Source organism: Streptomyces sp. NPDC018045, assembly GCF_044327445.1.
Lineage (GTDB): Bacteria > Actinomycetota > Actinomycetes > Streptomycetales > Streptomycetaceae > Streptomyces.
The window spans coordinates 518,541-538,187 of the sequence record NZ_JBIRFL010000006.1 but is presented as its reverse complement, the minus strand read 5'-3'; the positions used below and the strand labels follow the sequence as shown (position 1 = coordinate 538,187).

Genomic DNA, 19,647 nt, shown 5'->3' with positions numbered 1-19,647 from the left:
AATCTGCGTCCGCGCCGTCTGGAGATCGTCTCCTGTCCGTCGTGTGGCCGTGCCCAGGTGGACGTCTACAAGCTCGCCGACGAGGTCACCGCGGGCCTGGAGGGCATGGAGGTGCCGCTGCGCGTCGCGGTCATGGGCTGCGTCGTCAACGGTCCCGGCGAGGCCCGCGAGGCCGACCTCGGGGTGGCGTCCGGCAACGGCAAGGGCCAGATCTTCGTCAAGGGCGAGGTCATCAAGACGGTGCCCGAGTCGAAGATCGTCGAGACCCTCATCGAAGAGGCCATGAAGATCGCCGAGCAGATGGAGGCCGAGGAAGTGGTGCCAGGCACCCCCGACATCACCGTGAGCTGACCGTAGAGCTGTACCCATGGAGGGGGACCGAGCATGTCGATGCTGGAACAGATCCGCGACCCGCGCGACCTCAAGGAGATTCCCGGGGAAGACCTCGGCGCACTCGCCGAGGAGATCAGGCAGTTCCTCGTGCACGCGGTGGCGCGGACCGGCGGCCACCTCGGGCCCAACCTGGGCGTGGTCGAGCTGACCATCGCCCTGCACCGGGTCTTCGACTCGCCCGCCGACCGCATCCTGTGGGACACCGGCCACCAGTCGTACGTGCACAAACTGCTGACCGGCCGTCAGGACTTCTCCAAGCTGCGCGGCAAGGGCGGGCTGTCCGGCTACCCGTCCCGGGAGGAGTCCGACCACGACGTCATCGAGAACTCCCACGCCTCCACCGTCCTGGGCTGGGCCGACGGCCTGGTCAAGGCCAACCAGGTCCGCGGCCGGGCCGACCACGTCGTGGCCGTCATCGGCGACGGCGCGCTGACCGGCGGCATGGCCTGGGAAGCGCTCAACAACATCGCCGCCGCCAAGGACCGCCCCCTCATCATCGTCGTCAACGACAACGAGCGCTCCTACGCGCCCACCACCGGCGGCCTCGCCAACCACCTCGCCACCCTGCGCACCACCGACGGCTACGAACGCTTCCTCGCCTGGGGCAAGGACGTCGTACAGCGCGCCCCCGTCGTGGGCCGCCCGCTGTACGAGTCGCTGCACGGCGCCAAGAAGGGCTTCAAGGACGCCTTCGCCCCCCAGGGCATGTTCGAGGACCTGGGGCTGAAGTACGTCGGCCCGATCGACGGCCACGACATCGCCGCCGTCGAGTCCGCGCTGCGCCGCGCCGCCCGCTTCCACGGGCCCGTCCTGGTCCACTGCCGTACGGAGAAGGGGCGCGGCTACCGGCCCGCGCTGGAGGACGAGGCGGACCGGTTCCACACCGTCGGCGCCATGGACCCGCTGACCTGCGCACCCGTCGCGCCGCCCGGCCCGCCGTCGTGGACCTCGGTCTTCGGCGACGAGATGGTCAGGATCGGCGCGGAGCGCCCGGACGTCGTCGCCATCACCGCGGCGATGCTGCAGCCCGTCGGCCTCGGCAGGTTCGCGGCCGCCTTCCCCGACCGTACGTGGGACGTGGGCATCGCCGAGCAGCACGCGGCGGTTTCGGCGGCCGGCCTGGCCACCGGCGGCCTGCACCCGGTCGTGGCGGTGTACGCGACCTTCCTCAACCGCGCCTTCGACCAGGTCCTGATGGACGTGGCGCTGCACGGGTGCGGTGTCACCTTCGTCCTGGACCGGGCCGGTGTGACCGGCACCGACGGGCCGAGCCACAACGGCATGTGGGACCTGTCCGTCCTCGGCGTCGTCCCGGGCCTGCGGATCGCCGCGCCGCGCGACGCGGACCAGCTCCGCGCCGAACTGCGCGAGGCCGTCGACGTCGACGACGCGCCGACCGTGCTGCGCTTCCCGAAGGAGTCGGTGGGCGAGCCGGTCCCGGCGCTGGAGCGGATCGGCGGCGTGGACGTACTGGCCCGCGGCGAGCGGGAGGACGTCCTGCTGGTCTCGGTGGGAGTGATGGCCCCGGTCTGCCTGAAGGCGGCGGACCTGCTGGCGGAGCGCGGCGTCGGCGTCACCGTCGTCGACCCCCGGTGGGTCAAGCCCGTCGACGCCGCTCTCGTCCGGCTGGCCGCGCGGCACGCCTCGGTGGCCGTCGTGGAGGACAACAGCCGCAACGGGGGCGTGGGGGCGGCGGTCGGCCAGGCGCTGCGCGACGCCGACGTGGACGTACCGCTGCGGACCTTCGGCATCCCCGAACAGTTCCTGGCGCACGCCAAACGCGCCGAGGTGCTCGCCGACATCGGCCTCACCCCGGCCGAGATCGCCGGCCGCATCAGCGCCTCCCCGGCCCGTAAGGAGAACGACTCGTGACGGAGAACGGCTCGTGACCGGATTCGACCTGACCAAGCTGCTCGCCGAACGCGGCGCCGAGCGCTACGACCTGCACACCAGGTACCTCAACCACCAACTTCCGCGGATGCTGCACACCATCGGCTTCGACAAGGTCTACGAGCGGGCCGAGGGCGCCTACTTCTGGGACGCGGACGGCCAGGACTACCTCGACATGCTGGCCGGCTTCGGTGTGATGGGCCTCGGCCGGCACCACCCGGTCGTCCGGCAGGCCCTGCACGACGTCCTCGACGCCGGACTGGCCGACCTCACCCGCTTCGACTGCCAGCCGCTGCCCGGGCTGCTCGCCGAGAAACTGCTGTCCCACACCCCCCACCTGGACCGTGTCTTCTTCGGCAACAGCGGTACGGAAGCCGTCGAGACGGCCCTGAAGTTCGCCCGCTACGCCACCGGCAAGCCCCGCGTCCTGTACTGCGCCCACGCCTTCCACGGCCTGACCACCGGCTCCCTGTCGGTCAACGGGGAGAGCGGCTTCCGCGACGGCTTCGCACCATTGCTGCCGGACACCGGCATCGCGATGGGCGACCTCGAAGCGCTGGAGCGGGAGGTGCGGCGCGGCGACGTGGCGGCCCTCATCGTCGAGCCGATCCAGGGCAAGGGCGTGCACCCCACGCCCCCCGGGTTCCTGCGTGCCGCCCAGGAGCTGCTGCACCGGCACAAGGCGCTGCTGATCGCCGACGAGGTGCAGACCGGCCTGGGCCGCACCGGCGACTTCTTCGCCTATCAGCACGAGGACGGCGTGGAGCCGGACCTGGTGTGCGTGGCCAAGGCGCTCTCCGGCGGCTATGTCCCGGTCGGTGCGACCCTCGGCAAGGACTGGATCTTCAAGAAGGTCTACTCGTCCATGGACCGCGTCCTCGTCCACTCCGCCAGCTTCGGCGCCAACGCCCAGGCGATGGCCGCCGGCCTGGCGGTCCTCTCGGTCATGGAGGACGAGCAGACCGTCGCCAACGCCCGTCACACCGGCGACCTGCTCCGGACGAGACTGGCCGCCCTCGTCGACCGGTACGAGCTGCTGCACGACGTCCGCGGCCGGGGCCTGATGGTGGGCATCGAGTTCGGCCGCCCCCGCTCCCTGAAACTGCGCGGCCACTGGACCATGCTCCAGGCGGCCCGCAAGGGCCTGTTCGCGCAGATGGTCGTGGTCCCCCTCCTCCAGCGCCACCGCATCCTCACCCAGGTCTCCGGCGACCACCTGGAAGTCATCAAGCTGATCCCGCCGCTGACGATCGGGGAGCGGGAGGTGGACCGGTTCGTGGCGGCGTTCACGGAGGTGATGGACGACGCGCACCAGGGCGGCGGCCTGATGTGGGACTTCGGGCGGACGCTGATGAAGCAGGCCCTGCAGACGCGTTAGCGCGGGCACGGCCCTGGGCGGGGAACGACACGGCTCCGCCCACCGTTACGCCGGGTCCTCGTTCAGCAGGGGGAACAGCCTGGTGACCGCGGCCACCGCCACCGTACCGGCCGGCCGTGTGGCAGGCCGCTGCTCCCGCTCGCGGTAAGGGGCCAGCAGGGCGCGGACGGCGGCGGCGAGTTCGGTCAGCTCCGCCGGGGTCAGATGGACCACGGCACTGAACGATGCGTCCTGCCGCCACTCGGCCGGCGCCCGGTCCCGGTGGGCGAGCCAGTGCTGGTAGCTCTCGTCCTCCAGGCCCCGCGCGAGCACGCCGAACCGGTCCGGTGCTTCCTGCTCGGCCTGCCCGGGCGGGGACGCGGGGGCGGACGGGGCGTCCCAGCGCAGCCGCCACGGCCGGGCGCGCCCGCCGGTGTGCGGCACTTCCTCGATGAGCCCGTGCCGGGCGAGCTGGCGCAGGTGGAAGGAGCAGAGGCCGGAGCTGTGCCCGAGCCGGGCGGCGGCCTGCGTGGACGTGACGGTGCCGACCTCGGCGAGCAGGTCCAGCAGGGCGATGCGTACGGGATGGTCGGGGAGGGACTGCCGGGCGCGGCGCGACGGCGGTCCGGTGGTAGCTGCTTGACGCTCCTCATCGCTCACTTTGCAAAGGGTGCTACTTTGCAAAGCGTTTGGTCAAGTCGGCCTGCCGACGGCCCCGGAAAGTACGCCCGGGCCGTCCCGGCCATGCGCGGAAGGTGTGGATACTCCATGGCTGTTCGGTTCGGTGACCCCTCGCAGGACCGCCGGGTGCGTGTACAGGGCGAGCCCGTGGACACGTACCCGCGGCTCGCGCCGGAGGTCGAGCGGGGCGCGGTGCGCCGTATCACCGTGGTCGGGGAGGAGGTGCTGCACCGCCCGTGCCGCGAGGTCACCCGGTTCGGCACGCCTCAGCTCGCGCGGCTGATCGACGACATGTTCGCCACGAACCATGTGGCGGAGGGCGCGGGGCTCGCCGCCAACCAGATCGACGTGGACCTTCAGGTGTTCGTGTGGGACATGACGGACGAGTGGGGCGTGCGGCACGTCGGGCACATCGTCAATCCGGTCCTGGACGAGGTGCCGGCCGAGCGGCGCAAGCTGATCGACGAGTCCGAAGGGTGTCTGTCCGTCCCCGGTCCCTACCGGGTCGTGCCCCGGCTCGACCGCGCTGTCGTACGGGGCCGCGACAAGGACGGCAACCCCTTGGTGATCGAGGGCCGGGGTTATTTCGCCCGGTGTCTGCAGCACGAGACGGACCACCTGCGCGGCCACCTCTACCTGGACCGGCTCGCCCGCAAGGAGCGCAAGACGGCGCTCCGCGAGATGGCGGAGCGCAAGGACGAGAAGTTCGCCCGGCGCGCCGAACTGGCGGCGGAACTGGGCAAGTGACTTCGCGTCAGGGGCCGGCTTCCCGGCAGCGATCGGCGCCGCGTCCGGGGCCGGTTTCGGGTCCGGGGCCGGTTCCGTGTCAGGTCCGCCCGTAGAAGGCGTTCACCAGCGCCTCCATGCTCTTGCGGAACGAGCAGCTCAGCGCTATCCACGACCCGTCGGCGAAGACCAGGTCGAAGCGGCCGCGCGGGAAGGTCGTGCGCGGTCTGGGGCACAGTTCGGCGATGTCCTGGCGGGCCACTTCCACGGCGAGGGCCGGCTCGGGGGCGCGGGCCCGCCAGCCGGTGGCGTGGTCGGTGACCACGAACAGGCGGCGGTCGGTGACCGCCTGGTGCCGGGGGGAGCCGCCGGCGTTGGTGACCTGGACGTGGAAGCGTCCGGCCATGCTCGTCCAGCCGCCTTCCATGGGCTTGCCGTACATCATGTGCTCGGCGGCCCGGTCGACGGCATCCTCGAAGTTGTCCTGCGCCTCGCTCAGCCCGTCCGCGACGTGGCCGGCGGCGCGGGTCGGCCGGTGGTGGGTGAACCGGTTGTCCGTGGCGATGCCGAGCCGCCGCGACGCCTTGTCCAGGACGCTGCCCAGCGCATCCCGGATCCGCTTCTCCAGGAGCGACTGTTCGCGCGGCAGCCGCAGGTGCGCGGGGACGAGCGGCAGGGACGGGTAGACCTCGTACTGCCCGCTGTGCAGCAGGACTTCGCCGGGCTGGAGGAAGGGCAGGCAGAAAGACGTGTGGTCGATCACGCGGGCCATTGTGCCCGGCTGCGGAAGGGACCGGCCGGCGGGCCCGGGGCGGGCGGCCGGCGGCGGCCGCTCCGGGCTGTGTCCAGAGCCCGGCAGCGCGGCGGCGGCCGCCCCGGCCGGTGTCCAGGGCCCGGCCGTGCGGGGCGGGCCGGGCTCTCAGTCCTCCAGAAGCTGGAAGCGCAGCCGCTCGCGGGTCTCGGGGGAGAGCTTCAGCCCCTCGCCGAGGTACGCCTCGGTCGAGCCCCAGGTCGACTCGATGGCGTCCAGGGCCGCGGTCAGGTACTCGGCGCGGGCGTCGAAGAGCGGCGCGAGCAGTTCCATGACCTCGGGGGACATGCCTGCCGCCGACTGGTCGGAGCGGCGCACCTTGTACCGGCGGTGTGCGGCGTTGGACTCCAGGTAGTCGGCCGTGATGGCCTCCGGCTCGACGCCGACCGCGAGCAGCGTGACGGCCACGGACAGGCCCGCCCGGTCCTTGCCGGCCGCGCAGTGCATGAGTGCCGGGACGCTGTCCTCGGCGAGCGCGTGCAGCACACGGCTGTGGTCGGCGGTGCGGGTGGTGATGATGTGGCGGTACGTCTGTGCCATCCGGCCCGCCGCCTTGCCGTCGCCCAGCGCCGTACGCAGGTGGCCCAGCTCGCCGTCCCGCACCATCGCCCAGAACTCGGCGCCGTCGGCCGGGTCGGTCAGCGGGATGTTCACGTTCCGTACGCCGGGCAGCGCGACGTCGGGCCCCTCCAGCTTGATGTCGGCGGCGTTGCGGAAGTCGAAGATCGTGTGCAGTCCGAGGCCGCCGAGGAAGGCGGCGTCCGCCTCGGTCGCGGCCGCCAGGTGGCCGCTGCGAAAGAGCCGGCCCTTGCGCACCCGGCGCCCGTCCACGGTCGGCAACCCGCCCACGTCACGGAAGTTGCGTACTTCCGCGAGCTCGGAGTCGGTCGACGGGACCTCCGGGATCTGCTGCGTCACGGGCGCTCCTCGGGATCGGTCGCCGACGCTGCTCGTCGACGAGGCGGGCCACTCCGACGATACGACATGGGGGCGGCCCGCAATCAGGTCGGTGACGACGGGTTCCGCGGGGTGGGCCGGTGCCCGCCGCGCCCTCCTGGCGCGCCCCGGGACGAGGAACGGATCATCGTCGCCCGGGCCTCCGCGCCGACGCCCGCCCTGATTGTCCAGCCATTCCCACACCCCATCAAACGACCGAAAAAAGCCGTTTATCGTCCCCGATTCTTATTCCGACTTGATCAGAATTTGACCGGGTGGCATTAATCACCCCACGTCAACCCCTGGTTACGGTGGCGTAAGTCACTTCCGGAGGTGAAGTATGTCCTGACGTGGCAGACGATTCGAAGAAGATGAGCAGTGGCGCATATGGCGCCATCGGGTCGTACGCAGCCGTCGGGGACAGCTTCACCGAGGGAGTCGGGGATCCCGGCCGTGACGGGGCGTACATCGGCTGGGCGGACCGGCTGGCGGTCCTGCTGTCGGACCGGCGCGCGGAGGGCGAGTTCCGCTACGCCAACCTCGCGGTCCGCGGGCGCCTGCTGGACCAGATCGTGGAGGAACAGGTGCCACGGGCCAAGGAGCTGGCCCCTGACCTGGTGACGTTCTGTGCCGGCGGCAACGACATCCTGCGGCCGGGCTCGGACCCGGACGCGGTGGCCGAGCGGTACGAGGCGGCCGTCGCCGACCTGCGGGAGAAGGTGCCGACCGTGCTGCTGTGCACCGGGTTCGACACCCGCGGCATGCCGGTGCTGCGGCATCTGCGCGGCAAGATCGCGACGTACACCGCGCATGTCCGGGCGATCGCCGACCGGCACGACTGCCCGGTCCTGGACCTGTGGTCGCTGAAGTCCGTGCAGGACCGGCGGGCCTGGAGCGACGACCGGCTCCACCTGTCGGCCGACGGGCACACCCGCGTGGCGCTGCGGGCCGCTCAGGTGCTGGGCCTGGGTGTACCGGCCGACCCGGACCAGGCCTGGCCGCCGGAGGCGGAGCGCACCGCGGCCGAGGCGCGCCGGGACAACATCCAGTGGGCGCGGGAACACCTGGTGCCGTGGATCGGCCGCCGGCTGCGCGGCGAGTCGTCCGGTGACCACGTGGAGCCGAAGCGGCCCGATCTGCTTCCTCTGTAGAGCGGCGATGCCACACCGCCGCCCGCCGTCGAGGCGCGGGCGGCGGTTTCCGTGGGGCGGCTCCCGTGGGCGGCGGTCTCAGCGGGTGGCGGGACCCCCGTAGGGGAGGTCGGCCCAGACGGTGCGGCCGCGGCCGGCCGGGTCGGGGCGTACACCCCAGCTCTCGGAGAGGGCGCCCACGAGGAACAGGCCCCGGCCGCACTCCTTGTCCACGCTGCCGGGCTGGACGTGCGGTGCCGAGTCGCCGCGGCCCTGATCGGTGATCTCCAGGCGCAGGAAGGCGCCGACGACCGCCAGTTCGCAGCCGACCTTCTCGCTGTCGGTGTGCCGTACGGCGTTGGTGAACAACTCCGACACCACCAACTCGGCGTCGTCACAGACCTGTTCTGCCGCGCCCCACTCGTGCAGCACGGCGATCACGCGTCTGCGCGCCTCCGGTACGGAGGTGCGGCGCGCCGGCAAGTGGAACGCGTCCTGGAGACGCTCGGCGACGAAGCCGCCACAGCGCCCTAACGAAGGAGCGTTGTTGGAGGAAGCCACTCCGCAACTATGTGCGATGTTGGTCACCGATGGCAAGGATCAATATGTAATTTGCAGAATCGCAAGCGCAGTCTGTTCGCTCTGCTGACGGCATGACACACTGCTGATCACTCATGCTTGGTGGGAGGGGATCAGAAGTGGCGGAAGCACGGTCGGGTGGCGCTCCGACCGTCCTGCGGGTGGTGCTCGGCAAGAGGCTGCAGGACCTGCGCGAGAAGGCGGGGCTGTCCTACGAGCAGGCGGCCGGCGCCCTCGATGTCACGCACGCCACCGTACGGCGCATGGAGAAGGCCGAGGTCGGCCTCAAGATTCCGTACGTGGAGAAGCTGCTGGCGACCTACGGCGTCACCGACAAGGAAGAGATCGACGGCTTCCTCAAACTGGCCCGCGAGGCCAACCGGCCCGGCTGGTGGCACAACTACCGCGACGTGCTGCCCGATTGGTTCAGCGCCTACGTGAGCCTGGAGAGCGAGGCCAACCTCATCCGGGGTTACCAGCCCCACTACGTCCCGGGGCTGTTGCAGACCGAGGAGTACGCCCACGCCGTCCTGCGGGCCGGTATGCCGCACGCGGCGCGCGAGGAGATCGACCGCGCGGTCGCGCTGCGCATGGAACGGCAGTCGCTGCTGACCCGCCCCGGCGCGCCCATGCTCTGGGTGGTCATGGACGAGACGGTCTTCCGCCGTCCGATCGGCGGGCCGCGGGTGATGCGCGGACAGATCGCGCGGCTGGCCGAGGCCACCACCCTGCCCAACGTCCGGCTGCAGATCATCCCGTTCGCCGCCGGACCGCACCCCTCGATGTACGGGCCGTTCCACATCTTCCGGTTCCCGATCCCGGAACTGCCCGACATCGCGTACGCGGAGAACCTGGTGGGCGCCGTGTACTTCGACCAGCGCGACGACGTCTCGCAGTTCCTGGAGGCACTGGACCGGATGTGCGCGCAAGCCGCGCCGGCCCAGACCACCGAGGCCCTTCTGGGCGGCTTTCGCAAGGAGATCTGAACCATGGATCGCATACGCATCTACAACGGCATGCCCGCCACGGAGCTGGGCAGCGACGGCTGGCACAAGCCGTGGAGCGGCGGCAACGGCGGCGAGTGCGTCGAGGCGCTGCGGCTGGGCGACGGGCGGGTGGCGCTGCGCCAGTCCACCGACCCGGGCGGCCCCGCGCTGATCTACACCCACCGTGAGATCAAGAGCTTCATCGAGGGCGCGAAGGCCGGCGCCGCCGACTTCCTGCTCACCTCGGCACCGTGCGGCTGCGGCTGCGGAACCGACCGGAGGACGGCGTGAAGGAGGCGGAGTTCTCCCGGGCCGTGGTCGGCTCGTGGGACGAGGACGGCTCGCGGGGGCTGCAGGACGCGGCCGCGTTCAAGGCCGAGGAGATCGACACCGGCAAGCCGCACCCCGCCCGGATGTACGACTACTACCTGGACGGCCGGGACAACTACGAGGTCGACCGGGAAGCCGCCCGGCGCGTCATCGAGGTGCACCCGCAGGTGCGGCTGAGCGCCCGCGCCAACCGGGCGTTCCTGCACCGCGCGGTGCGCGAGGTGGTCGCCGGCGGCATCCGGCAGATCGTCGACATCGGTACGGGCATCCCCACCTCGCCCAACACCCACGAGGTGGCCCGGGAGACGGCGCCCGGCGTACGCGTCGTCTATGTGGACAACGACCCCATCGTCGCCACGCACGCGGGGGCGCGGCTGACGGCCACCGAGGACACCGGTTTCGTCCTGGCCGACGTGCGCGACCCGCAGGCGATCCTCGACCACCCGACCGTGCGCGAACTGATCGACTTCGACCGGCCGGTGGCGCTGCTGCTGGTGGCCGTCCTGCACTTCGTCCGCGACGACGAGGACCCGGCGGGGATCGTCGCCGCCCTGGCCCGCGCACTGCCCGCCGGCAGCGTCCTCGTGCTGTCCCACGCCACGGGCGAGCCGTACGAGGCGTACGCCGAGGGCCGCACGGACGAGCAGGCGCGGGACGGCGTGCTGGACGTCTACAAGAACGCGACGGCCACCTTGAACCTGCGGGCCAAGAGCGAGATCGAGCCGCTTTTCGGGCCGTTCGCACTGCTGGAGCCGGGCGTGGTGCGGGTACCGCTGTGGCGCCCGGACGGGCCGCCCCCGGGCCCGGCGGAGCTGAACAACATCATCTTCTACGGCGGGGTGGGCCGGAAACAGTAGCGCGCCGCACCGGCACGGGGCGTACCCGACGTCCAAGTGCGCGGGACAGAGCGGTGGTTGACAGCGGCAACCGGCGGGCCGAGGGTGAGAGCCTGTGAGGGACCGGCGGCGCGACGACCGCCCGCCGGAAGGGTCGCCCGACGGGCGGGACGGGGGCAACGGTGGCAGAGACGGCTGAACCGACGGGGGAGCGGCACGCGGTCGTCATCGGCGGCGGACTCGCCGGGATGCTGGCGGCCACCGCCCTGCTCGGGCACGTGGACGCGGTCACCGTCGTCGAACGCGATCGCTACCCGGCCGGACACGCCTTCCGCAAGGGCGTGCCACAAGCCCGTCACCTGCACGTCTTCCTCACCGGCGGCCAGCGAGCCCTGGAAGCACTGCTGCCCGGCACGGTGCGGGCCCTCACCGACGCCGGGGCGCGCACCCTCCACATGCCGCGCGATCTGGTCACCCGCACCGCCGCGGGCTGGCAGTACCGCTTCGACGAGGGGCGCCACACCTGCGTGTCCGTGACCCGCCCGGTGATCGACGGCGTCGTCCGGGACCGCGCCCGGCAGGCGGCGGCCGGGTCGAAGACCCGTCTGGAGGTGCTGGAGGCGACCGAGGCGGTCGGCCTGACCGGCGACGCGGGGCGGGTCACCGGCGTACGGGTACGGGCCCGCGGCGGACAGCCGGCCGGCAAGAGCGCCACGGACCCGGCCGAGCGGACCCTCCCCGCCGTGCTCGTCGTCGACGCCTCCGGACGCACATCCAAGGCCCCGAAGTGGTACGCCGACCTCGGGCGCGCCGCCCCGCGGGAAGAGACCGTGGACGCGGGCATCGCCTACGCCACCCGGATCTTCCGGCCCACCGACCCGGCCGGCGCGCCGGACATCGCCGTCAACATCCCCGGCTGGCCGGGCAACCCGCGCGGCGCCGTGTACGTACCGGTCGAGGACGGCGCATGGCTGCTGACCGCCTCCGGGGTCCGCGGCCACCACCCGCCGACCGACGACCAGGGGTTCGCCGACTTCACCGCCACCGTCGGCGACCCGTACATCCACGGCCTGCTCCCGTACCTCGAACCGGTCTCGCCCGTGCACGGCTTCCGGGACACCTCCAACCGCCGCCGCCACTACGAACGGCCCGGCGCCGTGCCCGAAGGCTTCATCGTCCTGGGCGACGCCAACTGCACCTTCAACCCCGTCTACGGACAGGGCATGTCGGTGGCCGCCCTCGGCGCCGTGGCACTGCGCCGGACCCTGGAGTCCGGCGGGCTGCGGCCGGGGTTCGCGGGCGCGGCGCAGCGCGCGATCGCCGGCGCCTCCGACGCCGCCTGGCTCGGCGCGGTCGGCGCCGACCGGCCCTACGCGAGCGGGCCCCAGGCCCGGCCCGGCCTGCGCGAACGGCTGACCAACTGGTACCTCCAACGCCTCCTCGACCGCGTCGCCGCCGACCCCGTCCTCGGCGCCGCCTTCCGCGACGTCTTCTGCCTCACCGCGCCGCCGTCCCGCCTGATGACACCGCGCCTGGCCCTGCGCGTCCTCCTGCTGCCGCGCCGGCCCGGCCCCGCGACACCGCCGAAGCACGTCGAACCGGTGCGCCGGGCGGCCTGACGGCACGGGACGGCGCCCGGGGCCCGGAAGGCAGGGCCGCCCGCCCCGCCTCGGAATGCCCGGACCGGCCCGAGTGGTTCGGTACGTGCAGGGAACACGTGTCCTGTCCGGGCGGCGTGGGGTCCGCGGCGGTGCCGCCGGCCCGGACGCGACGTGCCGGAACCCGTCAACGTGGCGGTCCGTTCACCGAGCGACGCCCCGTTGACAGCGCTACCGCCCCGATGCCTGGAGGTGCCGTGCCCGGCTCCCGACCCCGCAGTGACTCCTCGTCCGCCCCGCGCCCCGCAGAGCGGTTCACGCTCCGCCGCCCCGCCGTCTTCGGCGCGTGGCCCACGGGGGAGCGGCTGGCGCGGATGCAGCGGTCCCCGCAGTTCGTCGACGGCCAGTTCCGTAATCCCGTACCGACACGCCAGATGGTGCGGGGCGGCGCGCTGTCCATGGCCCGTACGCAACTGAGCCGCGAGGGCCGGCTGCGCCGGGCGCCGGTCGGCCGCATTCCCGTGCACCGCCCCACCGCGGCGGACCGGGGCGCGCCGCCCGCCTCCGGGCTGCGGCTGACGTGGCTGGGGCATTCGAGCGTGCTCGCCGAGATCGACGGGCACCGGGTGCTGTTCGACCCGGTCTGGGGCGAGCGCTGCTCGCCGTTCACCTGGGCCGGCCCCCGGCGCCTGCACCCCGTACCGCTCCCGCTCCGGGACCTGGACCCGGTCGATGCCGTGGTGATCTCACACGACCACTACGACCACCTGGACATGCCGACGATCAAGGCGCTCATCCCCACGGGCACCCGCTTCGTCGTACCGCTCGGTATCGGCGCCGATCTCGAACTGTGGGGCGTGCCCGAGGACCGCATCACCGAACTGGACTGGCACGAGTCGGCGGCCGTCGGCGACGTGACGCTCACCGCGACCCCCGCACAGCACTTCTGCGGACGCGGTCTGCGCGGTCCGCAGCACACCCTGTGGGCGTCCTGGGCGGTGGCCGGCCCCGCCCACCGCGTCTTCCACAGCGGCGACACCGGTTACTTCCCCGGCTTCGCCGACATCGGCGCCGAGCACGGCCCGTTCGACGCGACGATGATCCAGATAGGCGCGTACAGCGAGTTCTGGCCGGACATCCACATGACACCGGAAGAGGGCCTGCGCGCCCACACCGACCTGTCCGGGGGCACCCCGTCCGGCACCCTGCTGCCCATCCACTGGGGAACCTTCAACCTCGCCCCGCACCCATGGGCCGAACCGGTGGAACGCACGGTCGCGGCGGCCCGCGCCACCGGCGCGAAGCTGGCCGCACCGCTCCCCGGCAAGCCCTTCGAACCGGCCGACGAACAGATCGTGGATCCGTGGTGGCGGGCGGTGGCCCTGCCGCCGGTTCACGGGTGGCCGTCGTGGGCCGCGGGGGTGGCGTCGGGGGATGCTTTCGAGGTGGTGGGGTGAAGGTGAACGGGGACAAGGCATTTCCGTGACAGAGGGAATGCGGGGAGTGGCCGGGCGAAGGCGGAGCGGGCCTACTGCCGCACTCAGGCGGTAGAAGGCGCGGTGCCGCGCCGGGTGCTGCCACGCGTCATTCCGGCACGTGTTCCGGGGGGCGGGGACTGCGGTTACGTACGGGCCGAGGGGCCGCGCAGAGCCTCGCCGCATCACGGGCCGCAGGACGTAGCGAGCGCCGCGAAATCAGACGGCGAGAACCGAACAACTTCCACAGGTCGGCACGAAGCGCCCCGATTTTTTACCGAAATGCAATAAGCGGGGGGCCGGCCGCCGGCGAACAGGCCCTGTCGCCGTCCGATGCGCGGTAGCCGTGTCCTGCCCCGGCCGGTCGGCCGGGAAAGGCCCTCGCCGCATCGTTACCCGCTCCGGCAGCGCTTCCACGCCCCGCGAGAGGCGCTCCGCCGATGCCTCGGCGGCATCACCGCACCTGTTCCGCCCGCTCCGTCCGCGGTACCGGGGCGGCGCTGCGCTGGGTGGGGATCACCGGCGTTTCCGCTGGTACGGGGAGCTTGAAGACCACGCTGCGGTACGTCCAGAAGCGGAACAGCGTGGCGGTCCCGATGCCCAGGAACTTCCAGAAGTTGTTCTGAAGCGGGCCATTCAAGTCAAAGGCGTAGGTCGCCACGTAAAGCACGCCGTTCTCGATGACCAGGCCGACCGCGCTGAAAGCGGCGAACAGCAGCAACTCCCTTGTGCGGCTTCCCCTTTCACGGTCCCGGTAGGTGAAATACCGCAGCCCCACGTAGTTGAACGCGATGGCGACGACCGTGGCGATGACGCTGCAGCGGACCACCGCGAGACCGGTCGCCGCCCGGCAGAGATTGAAGGCGCCCAGGTTGACCAGGACGCCCAGCCCGCCCACGGTGCCGAACTTCGCGAGCTCGCCGAACAGGCGGTGCAGGCGCCCGCGGGTGCGGTCGTGCGCAGAGCCAGTGGTACTCATAAAGCCTTACTTGGTGTTAGACAGCGGTTTGCCGGTTTTGGAGCCCATAGTGTAAAGATTTCCAAAACGCTTGTAATGTTAACGTACTATGGAGGGGGAGTAGCGAGTGACGGAAGCAGTGCTGCTGGTGGGCGGGCGGGGAACACGCCTGCGGCCGCTGACGGTGAACACACCCAAGCCGATGGTCCCGGCGGCCGGGGTGCCGTTCCTGGCTCATCAGCTCGCACGGCTGAAGGCCGCGGGGGTCGATCACGTGGTGCTCGCGACCTCGTACCTGGCAGAGGTGTTCGAGCCGTATTTCGGTGACGGCGCGGAGCTCGGCCTGCGGCTGACCTACGTCACCGAGCGGGAGCCGCTCGGCACGGGCGGCGCCATCCGGTCCGCCGCGACGGCTCTGACGTCGGGCCCCTCGGATCCCGTACTCGTCCTCAACGGGGACATCCTCACCGGTCTCGACACCGCGGGCCTGGTCCGCCGCCACGAAGCGGCGGAGGCGGCCGTCACCTTGCACCTGACCCGGGTCGAGGACCCGCGCGCCTTCGGGCTGGTGCCCACCGACGAGTCCGGCCGGGTGCTCGCCTTCACCGAGAAGCCCACCAGCCCGGAGGAGATCGTCACCGACCAGATCAACGCCGGCTGCTACGTCTTCCGGCGGGACGTCATCGACGCGATCCCCGCCGACCGCCCGGTATCGGTGGAGCGGGAGACCTTCCCCGGGCTGCTGGCCGACGGGGCGCTCCTGCTGGGCGTCGTCGACCGCACCTACTGGCTGGACCTGGGCCGGCCGGACTCCTTCGTGCAGGCGTCCGCCGACCTCGTACGCGGCGTGGTGGCCTCCCCCGCGGTGCCGGGGCCGCCCGGCGAGGCCCTGGTGCTGCCGGGGGCCGAGGTCGCCGAGGGTGCCAAGCTCGGCGGTGGCACCGTCGTCGGCGCGGGCGCCGTGGTGGCCGCCGACGCCGTGATCGAAGGATCGATTCTGCTCGACGGTGCGCGCGTCGAGGCCGGTGCGTGGATCGGCCACAGCCTCGTCGGCGCGGGCGCCCGGGTCGGCGCGCGCTCCGTCCTGGACGGCGCGGTGGTCGGCGACGGCGCGGTGGTCGGCGCCGACAACGAACTGCGCAACGGAGTCCGGGTGTGGTGCGACACACGCCTGCCCGACGCCTCCGTGCGTTTCTCCGCAGATTGCTGAGACCGGCCACCGCCCGCTCCGCAAATCCCCCTCACGGAACGACGAAAGCAACCCGACACGTGTCTGCACCATCCGTACCCGCCTCGGCCACCCCCGCCTCCGCACCGGAGTCCACGCCGAGCCCCGCGCGGCTGCCCGCCGCGCTGCCCGACGCCTGGGCCCGTACCGCCCTGACCATCGTCATGCCGACCTACAACGAGGCGGAGAACCTGCCCGGCATGGCCGAGGCCCTGATGGGCCTCGGGCTTGAGGGCCTGCGCCTGCTGGTCGTCGACGACAACAGCCCCGACGGCACCGGGAAGGTCGCCGAGCAACTCGCCGAGAAGTATCCGGGCCGGATCGACGTACTGCACCGGACCGCCAAGGAGGGCCTGGGCCGGGCGTACGCCGCGGGCATGACCCGCGCCGTCGAGGACGGTGCCGCCTACGTGCTCCAGATGGACGCCGACGGCAGCCACCCCGTCGAGTACGTGCCGCAGATGCTGGGCAGCGCCCTGTCGACCGGCGCCGGGCTGGTCGTCGGCAGCCGGTACGTGTGCGGTGGCCGGCTCGCCTCGGAGTGGGGCATGCACCGGCGGCTGCTCTCCCGCTGGGCGAACCGTTACGTCAGCGCGGTGCTGCGCACCGGGCTCCGGGACGCCACCGCCGGGTTCGTCCTGTGGCGCGCCGACACGGTCCGCGCCGCCCGCCTGGACCAGGTCCGCTCCGGCGGCTACAGCTTCCAGGTCGAGCTCAAGTACCAGGCCGTCGGTGCCGGCTTCACCGCCCTGGAGATACCCATCCACTTCGAGGAGCGCCGCATCGGCGCCTCCAAGATGACGGCCGCCGTGCAGATCGAGTCCGCCATCATGCCGTGGCGGATCCGGTTCGCCGCGATACGCACGCCGCGAAGCGGAGCCGAGCGATGAGCGTCGGCACCGAGCAGGCCGGGCACCAGGCCGAGGGCCTGGCTCCCGTTCGGACCCCCCTCCCGCCGACGGCGCCCGTACCGCCGTCCGTCGCACCGCAGCGGCGCCCGCACCGCCGCGTCGACCGCAGGGTGGCGGGTATCACGCTTCCCTGCCTGGTGGCTGTGGTCTTCGTCGTCCTGCACATCTTCGCCTTCCCGGCCTCCCTCTTCTCCAACGACTCCTACCGCTACGCCCGCCAGGCCCACGAGTACCTCGGCGACACCCGCCCGGAAGCTCAGCACAAGGCGCTGGTGGCGTACTGCAAGGACGAGGCCAACCGCAAGTACCGCGGTCAGCTCCTCGACGAGATGAAGTTCAAGGAGCCGCGCGACGCGAAGAGCTACGCGCGTTGCATGAAGGGCAGTGCGGCGAAGGGCCTCCAGCCCAACGACCCGCGCTACGAGGAGATATTCGAGACCCGTCCCCTCTACCCGCTGATCGCGGCCCCCTTCGTGGGCCTCATGGGCGCCAAGTCGGGACTGAGCGCGGTGTCCCTGATCTTCACCACCGCGGGCGGCCTCTTCACGCTGGCCGCACTGCGCCGCATCGGCCTCTCACCCGGACTCGCCGTCCTCGGCCAGGTCCTCTTCTACGCGACCCCCCTCGCCACCTGGGGCACGCTCCCGCTGGCGGAAGGACCCCTGCTGGGCATGCTGGGGGCGATGCTGTTCGGTGCCGTCTCCCTGCTCCAAGGGCGGATCCGCACCGGTGCGACGGTGTACGCGGCCGCGCTGGCGGTGTCGGCCGGCGTGAAGTACTCCAGCGCCCAGATGGCGGCCGTCCTCATGACCTGCGCGGCCGTGGCCATGCTCGTCTTCGTGCGCCGCACCCGGCAACAAGGCACCTGGTGGCTGCTCGGCCTCTCGGCCGGCACGGCGGCCGTCATCACGCTGATCAGCAAGATGTGGCAACTGCCCGGCACCACGGCGACCCTCCAGGACACGTTCAGCAAGCACTGGACCAAACCCGAAGCGGTCACTCCCTGGCAGGACCTGTTCGAGCTCAACCGCCACTTCTGGTGGCAGTGGGCGCAGCACCAGGCCCTCGCGCCGATGCTCGTCCTCCCGCTCGGACTGGCCCTGTGGGGACTGTGGCGCCGCTCGGCACCGCTGGCCCTGATCGTCACCGGTCTCGGCCTCACCGGCATCGCCACGGTCGTCGCCCACCCGGTCTACTTCCAGTCGGAGCGGCTGTACGCGGCGGTGTGGCTGATCGTCGTCGCCGGGCTGCCCGTCCTGGTGGACGAGGTCGTCAAACGCGCGGTCCTGCGGCGCTGTGCGAACCCCGCGGAAGCCCTCGGCCGCGGCGCCGCGGACGCGCCGCGGCCCTGACCACCGGCACGTCACGGGGCGCCCATGGCATCCGCACCACCAGGCCATGCGCGCCCCGCCCCCATCGAACATCCCGAGAGACAGGTCATGCCCGACTACTCGCGTCTTGTGAAGGCGTACGACATCCGCGGCGAGGTCCCCTCGCAGTTGAACACCGACATCGCCGCCAAGGCCGGCGCGCTGTTCATCCGCCTCACCGGGGCGGACCGGATCGTCATCGCCCAGGACATGCGCTCCACCTCTCCGGCGCTGGCGCAGGCCTTCGCGACCGGCGCCAACCGCGCCGGTGCCGACGTCGTCGACGCGGGACTCGGTTCCACCGACTACCTGTACTACTGCTCGGGCAGCCTGGACCTGCCCGGCGTGATGATCACTGCCAGCCACAACCCGGCGCAGGACAACGGCATCAAGCTCTGCCGGGCCGGCGCCGCGCCGATCGGCGAGGACACCGGTCTCGCCCGCATCCGTACCTGGCTGGAGTGCGACGACATCCCCGAGCCGGTGGCGACCCCGGGGACCACCACCCGCCGCGACCTGCTCGCCGAGTACGCGGCCCATCTGAACTCGCTCGTCGACGTCAGCGGCATCCGCCGTCTGAAGGTCGCCGTCGACGCGGGCAACGGCATGGCGGGACACACCGTCCCCGCCGTGTTCGACGGCCTGCCGCTCGACGTGGTGCCGATGTACTTCGAACTGGACGGCACCTTCCCGAACCACGAGGCCAACCCCCTGGAGCCGGCGAACCTCCGCGACCTCCAGGCCATGGTCGAGAAGACCGGCGCGGACATCGGCCTGGCTTTCGACGGGGACGCCGACCGGTGCTTCTTCATCGACGAGACCGGCCGGGCCGTCCCGCCCTCCGCGATCGTCGGTCTGGTCGCGGCCCGTGAACTGGCCAAGGCTCCGGGCTCGGCCGTCATCCACAACGTCATCACCTCCGCGGCCGCCGTCGAGATCATCCGTGAACACGGTGGCACCCCCGTCCGCTCCCGCGTCGGCCACTCGTTCATGAAGGCGCTCATGGCCGAGCACGACGCGGTGTTCGGCGGCGAACATTCCGGGCACTACTACTTCCGCGACTTCTGGCGGGCGGACACCGGCATGCTCACCGCCCTGCACGTCCTGGCCGCCCTCGGGGAACAGGACCGCCCGCTGTCGGAACTGGTCGCCGACTACTCCCGCTACGCGGCCTCCGGTGAGATCAACTCCGAGGTCGCCGACATCCCCGGCACCCTCGACAAGGTCGAGGCCACCTACCGTGCCCTCGATGACACCACCGCGGACCGTCTGGACGGCCTCACCGTCACCTTCACCGACGGCCGCTGGTTCAACCTCCGCCCCTCCAACACCGAGCCCCTGCTCCGCCTCAACGTCGAAGGACCGACCACCGCGTCCATGACGACCCTGCGCGACGAGGTCCTCGGCCTCATCCGCTGAGCCCACGGGCTCGGCGACGTCCGCCGGAACTGC

The 19,647-nt window shown here is 71.9% G+C and carries 19 protein-coding genes; 14 read left to right on the top strand and 5 right to left on the bottom strand.

What is annotated here, in order from left to right:
- From ACH4EB_RS18255 to ACH4EB_RS18245, 3 genes are all read left to right on the top strand, one after another.
- Positions 1-351, top strand: a 351-nt coding sequence (locus ACH4EB_RS18255; protein WP_398348530.1) for a flavodoxin-dependent (E)-4-hydroxy-3-methylbut-2-enyl-diphosphate synthase, incomplete at its 5' end; no start/stop codon positions are given.
- A gap of 33 nt (positions 352-384) precedes the next feature.
- The gene (gene dxs, locus ACH4EB_RS18250) at positions 385-2,265 is read left to right on the top strand and encodes a 1-deoxy-D-xylulose-5-phosphate synthase (protein ID WP_398348529.1); all 1,881 of its coding nucleotides are present in this window, start codon (positions 385-387) and stop codon (positions 2,263-2,265) included.
- Between the two features lie 13 nt (positions 2,266-2,278).
- A complete protein-coding gene (locus ACH4EB_RS18245; protein WP_398348528.1) occupies positions 2,279-3,661 on the top strand; it encodes an aspartate aminotransferase family protein in 1,383 nt (460 codons plus the stop codon).
- A gap of 45 nt (positions 3,662-3,706) precedes the next feature.
- Here ACH4EB_RS18245 and ACH4EB_RS18240 read toward each other — a convergent pair whose 3' ends face one another.
- Positions 3,707-4,300, bottom strand: a complete 594-nt coding sequence (locus ACH4EB_RS18240) for a helix-turn-helix domain-containing protein (RefSeq protein ID WP_398348527.1) — start codon at positions 4,298-4,300, stop codon at positions 3,707-3,709.
- A gap of 108 nt (positions 4,301-4,408) precedes the next feature.
- Between ACH4EB_RS18240 and def the strand changes: the two genes are divergently transcribed.
- Positions 4,409-5,068, top strand: a complete 660-nt coding sequence (gene def, locus ACH4EB_RS18235; RefSeq protein ID WP_398348526.1) for a peptide deformylase — start codon at positions 4,409-4,411, stop codon at positions 5,066-5,068.
- A gap of 79 nt (positions 5,069-5,147) precedes the next feature.
- On the opposite strand, the gene ACH4EB_RS18230 is transcribed toward def, so the two are convergent.
- Positions 5,148-5,810 (bottom strand): hypothetical protein, encoded by a 663-nt coding sequence (locus tag ACH4EB_RS18230; RefSeq protein ID WP_398348525.1) that lies wholly within the window; start codon positions 5,808-5,810, stop codon positions 5,148-5,150.
- Positions 5,811-5,966: 156 nt separating this feature from the next.
- The gene (locus ACH4EB_RS18225; protein ID WP_398348524.1) at positions 5,967-6,776 is read right to left on the bottom strand and encodes a tyrosine-protein phosphatase; all 810 of its coding nucleotides are present in this window, start codon (positions 6,774-6,776) and stop codon (positions 5,967-5,969) included.
- A gap of 368 nt (positions 6,777-7,144) precedes the next feature.
- On the opposite strand from ACH4EB_RS18225, the gene ACH4EB_RS18220 reads away from it, so the two are divergent.
- Positions 7,145-7,945 (top strand): SGNH/GDSL hydrolase family protein, encoded by an 801-nt coding sequence (locus tag ACH4EB_RS18220; protein WP_398348523.1) that lies wholly within the window; start codon positions 7,145-7,147, stop codon positions 7,943-7,945.
- Between the two features lie 78 nt (positions 7,946-8,023).
- On the opposite strand, the gene ACH4EB_RS18215 is transcribed toward ACH4EB_RS18220, so the two are convergent.
- A complete protein-coding gene (locus ACH4EB_RS18215) occupies positions 8,024-8,485 on the bottom strand; it encodes an ATP-binding protein (protein WP_398348521.1) in 462 nt (153 codons plus the stop codon).
- 137 nt (positions 8,486-8,622) lie between these two features.
- Between ACH4EB_RS18215 and ACH4EB_RS18210 the strand changes: the two genes are divergently transcribed.
- The 5 genes from ACH4EB_RS18210 (at position 8,623) to ACH4EB_RS18190 (ending at position 13,710) form a co-directional block, all read left to right on the top strand.
- Positions 8,623-9,489 carry a helix-turn-helix domain-containing protein gene (locus ACH4EB_RS18210; protein ID WP_398348520.1) on the top strand — a complete coding sequence of 289 codons (867 nt, stop codon included), beginning with the start codon at positions 8,623-8,625 and terminating at the stop codon, positions 9,487-9,489.
- Positions 9,490-9,492: 3 nt separating this feature from the next.
- Positions 9,493-9,780: a DUF397 domain-containing protein gene (locus ACH4EB_RS18205; protein ID WP_398348519.1), complete on the top strand. Its 288-nt coding sequence runs from the start codon at positions 9,493-9,495 to the stop codon at positions 9,778-9,780.
- Between the two features lie 23 nt (positions 9,781-9,803).
- Positions 9,804-10,676 carry an SAM-dependent methyltransferase gene (locus ACH4EB_RS18200; protein ID WP_398348548.1) on the top strand — a complete coding sequence of 291 codons (873 nt, stop codon included), beginning with the start codon at positions 9,804-9,806 and terminating at the stop codon, positions 10,674-10,676.
- A gap of 161 nt (positions 10,677-10,837) precedes the next feature.
- The gene (locus ACH4EB_RS18195; protein ID WP_398348518.1) at positions 10,838-12,274 is read left to right on the top strand and encodes an NAD(P)/FAD-dependent oxidoreductase; all 1,437 of its coding nucleotides are present in this window, start codon (positions 10,838-10,840) and stop codon (positions 12,272-12,274) included.
- Between the two features lie 236 nt (positions 12,275-12,510).
- The gene (locus ACH4EB_RS18190) at positions 12,511-13,710 is read left to right on the top strand and encodes an MBL fold metallo-hydrolase (protein WP_398348517.1); all 1,200 of its coding nucleotides are present in this window, start codon (positions 12,511-12,513) and stop codon (positions 13,708-13,710) included.
- Positions 13,711-14,182: 472 nt separating this feature from the next.
- On the opposite strand, the gene ACH4EB_RS18185 is transcribed toward ACH4EB_RS18190, so the two are convergent.
- The gene (locus ACH4EB_RS18185) at positions 14,183-14,707 is read right to left on the bottom strand and encodes a GtrA family protein (protein WP_398348516.1); all 525 of its coding nucleotides are present in this window, start codon (positions 14,705-14,707) and stop codon (positions 14,183-14,185) included.
- Positions 14,708-14,813: 106 nt separating this feature from the next.
- Between ACH4EB_RS18185 and ACH4EB_RS18180 the strand changes: the two genes are divergently transcribed.
- From ACH4EB_RS18180 to ACH4EB_RS18165, 4 genes are all read left to right on the top strand, one after another.
- Positions 14,814-15,896 (top strand): sugar phosphate nucleotidyltransferase, encoded by a 1,083-nt coding sequence (locus tag ACH4EB_RS18180; RefSeq protein WP_398348515.1) that lies wholly within the window; start codon positions 14,814-14,816, stop codon positions 15,894-15,896.
- Between the two features lie 59 nt (positions 15,897-15,955).
- Positions 15,956-16,804 (top strand): polyprenol monophosphomannose synthase, encoded by an 849-nt coding sequence (locus ACH4EB_RS18175; RefSeq protein ID WP_398348514.1) that lies wholly within the window; start codon positions 15,956-15,958, stop codon positions 16,802-16,804.
- The gene (locus ACH4EB_RS18170) at positions 16,801-18,177 is read left to right on the top strand and encodes a hypothetical protein (protein WP_398348513.1); all 1,377 of its coding nucleotides are present in this window, start codon (positions 16,801-16,803) and stop codon (positions 18,175-18,177) included. Before ACH4EB_RS18175 ends, ACH4EB_RS18170 begins: the two co-directional genes overlap by 4 nt.
- A gap of 87 nt (positions 18,178-18,264) precedes the next feature.
- The gene (locus ACH4EB_RS18165; protein ID WP_398348512.1) at positions 18,265-19,614 is read left to right on the top strand and encodes a phosphomannomutase/phosphoglucomutase; all 1,350 of its coding nucleotides are present in this window, start codon (positions 18,265-18,267) and stop codon (positions 19,612-19,614) included.
- Positions 19,615-19,647 lie beyond the last annotated feature (33 nt).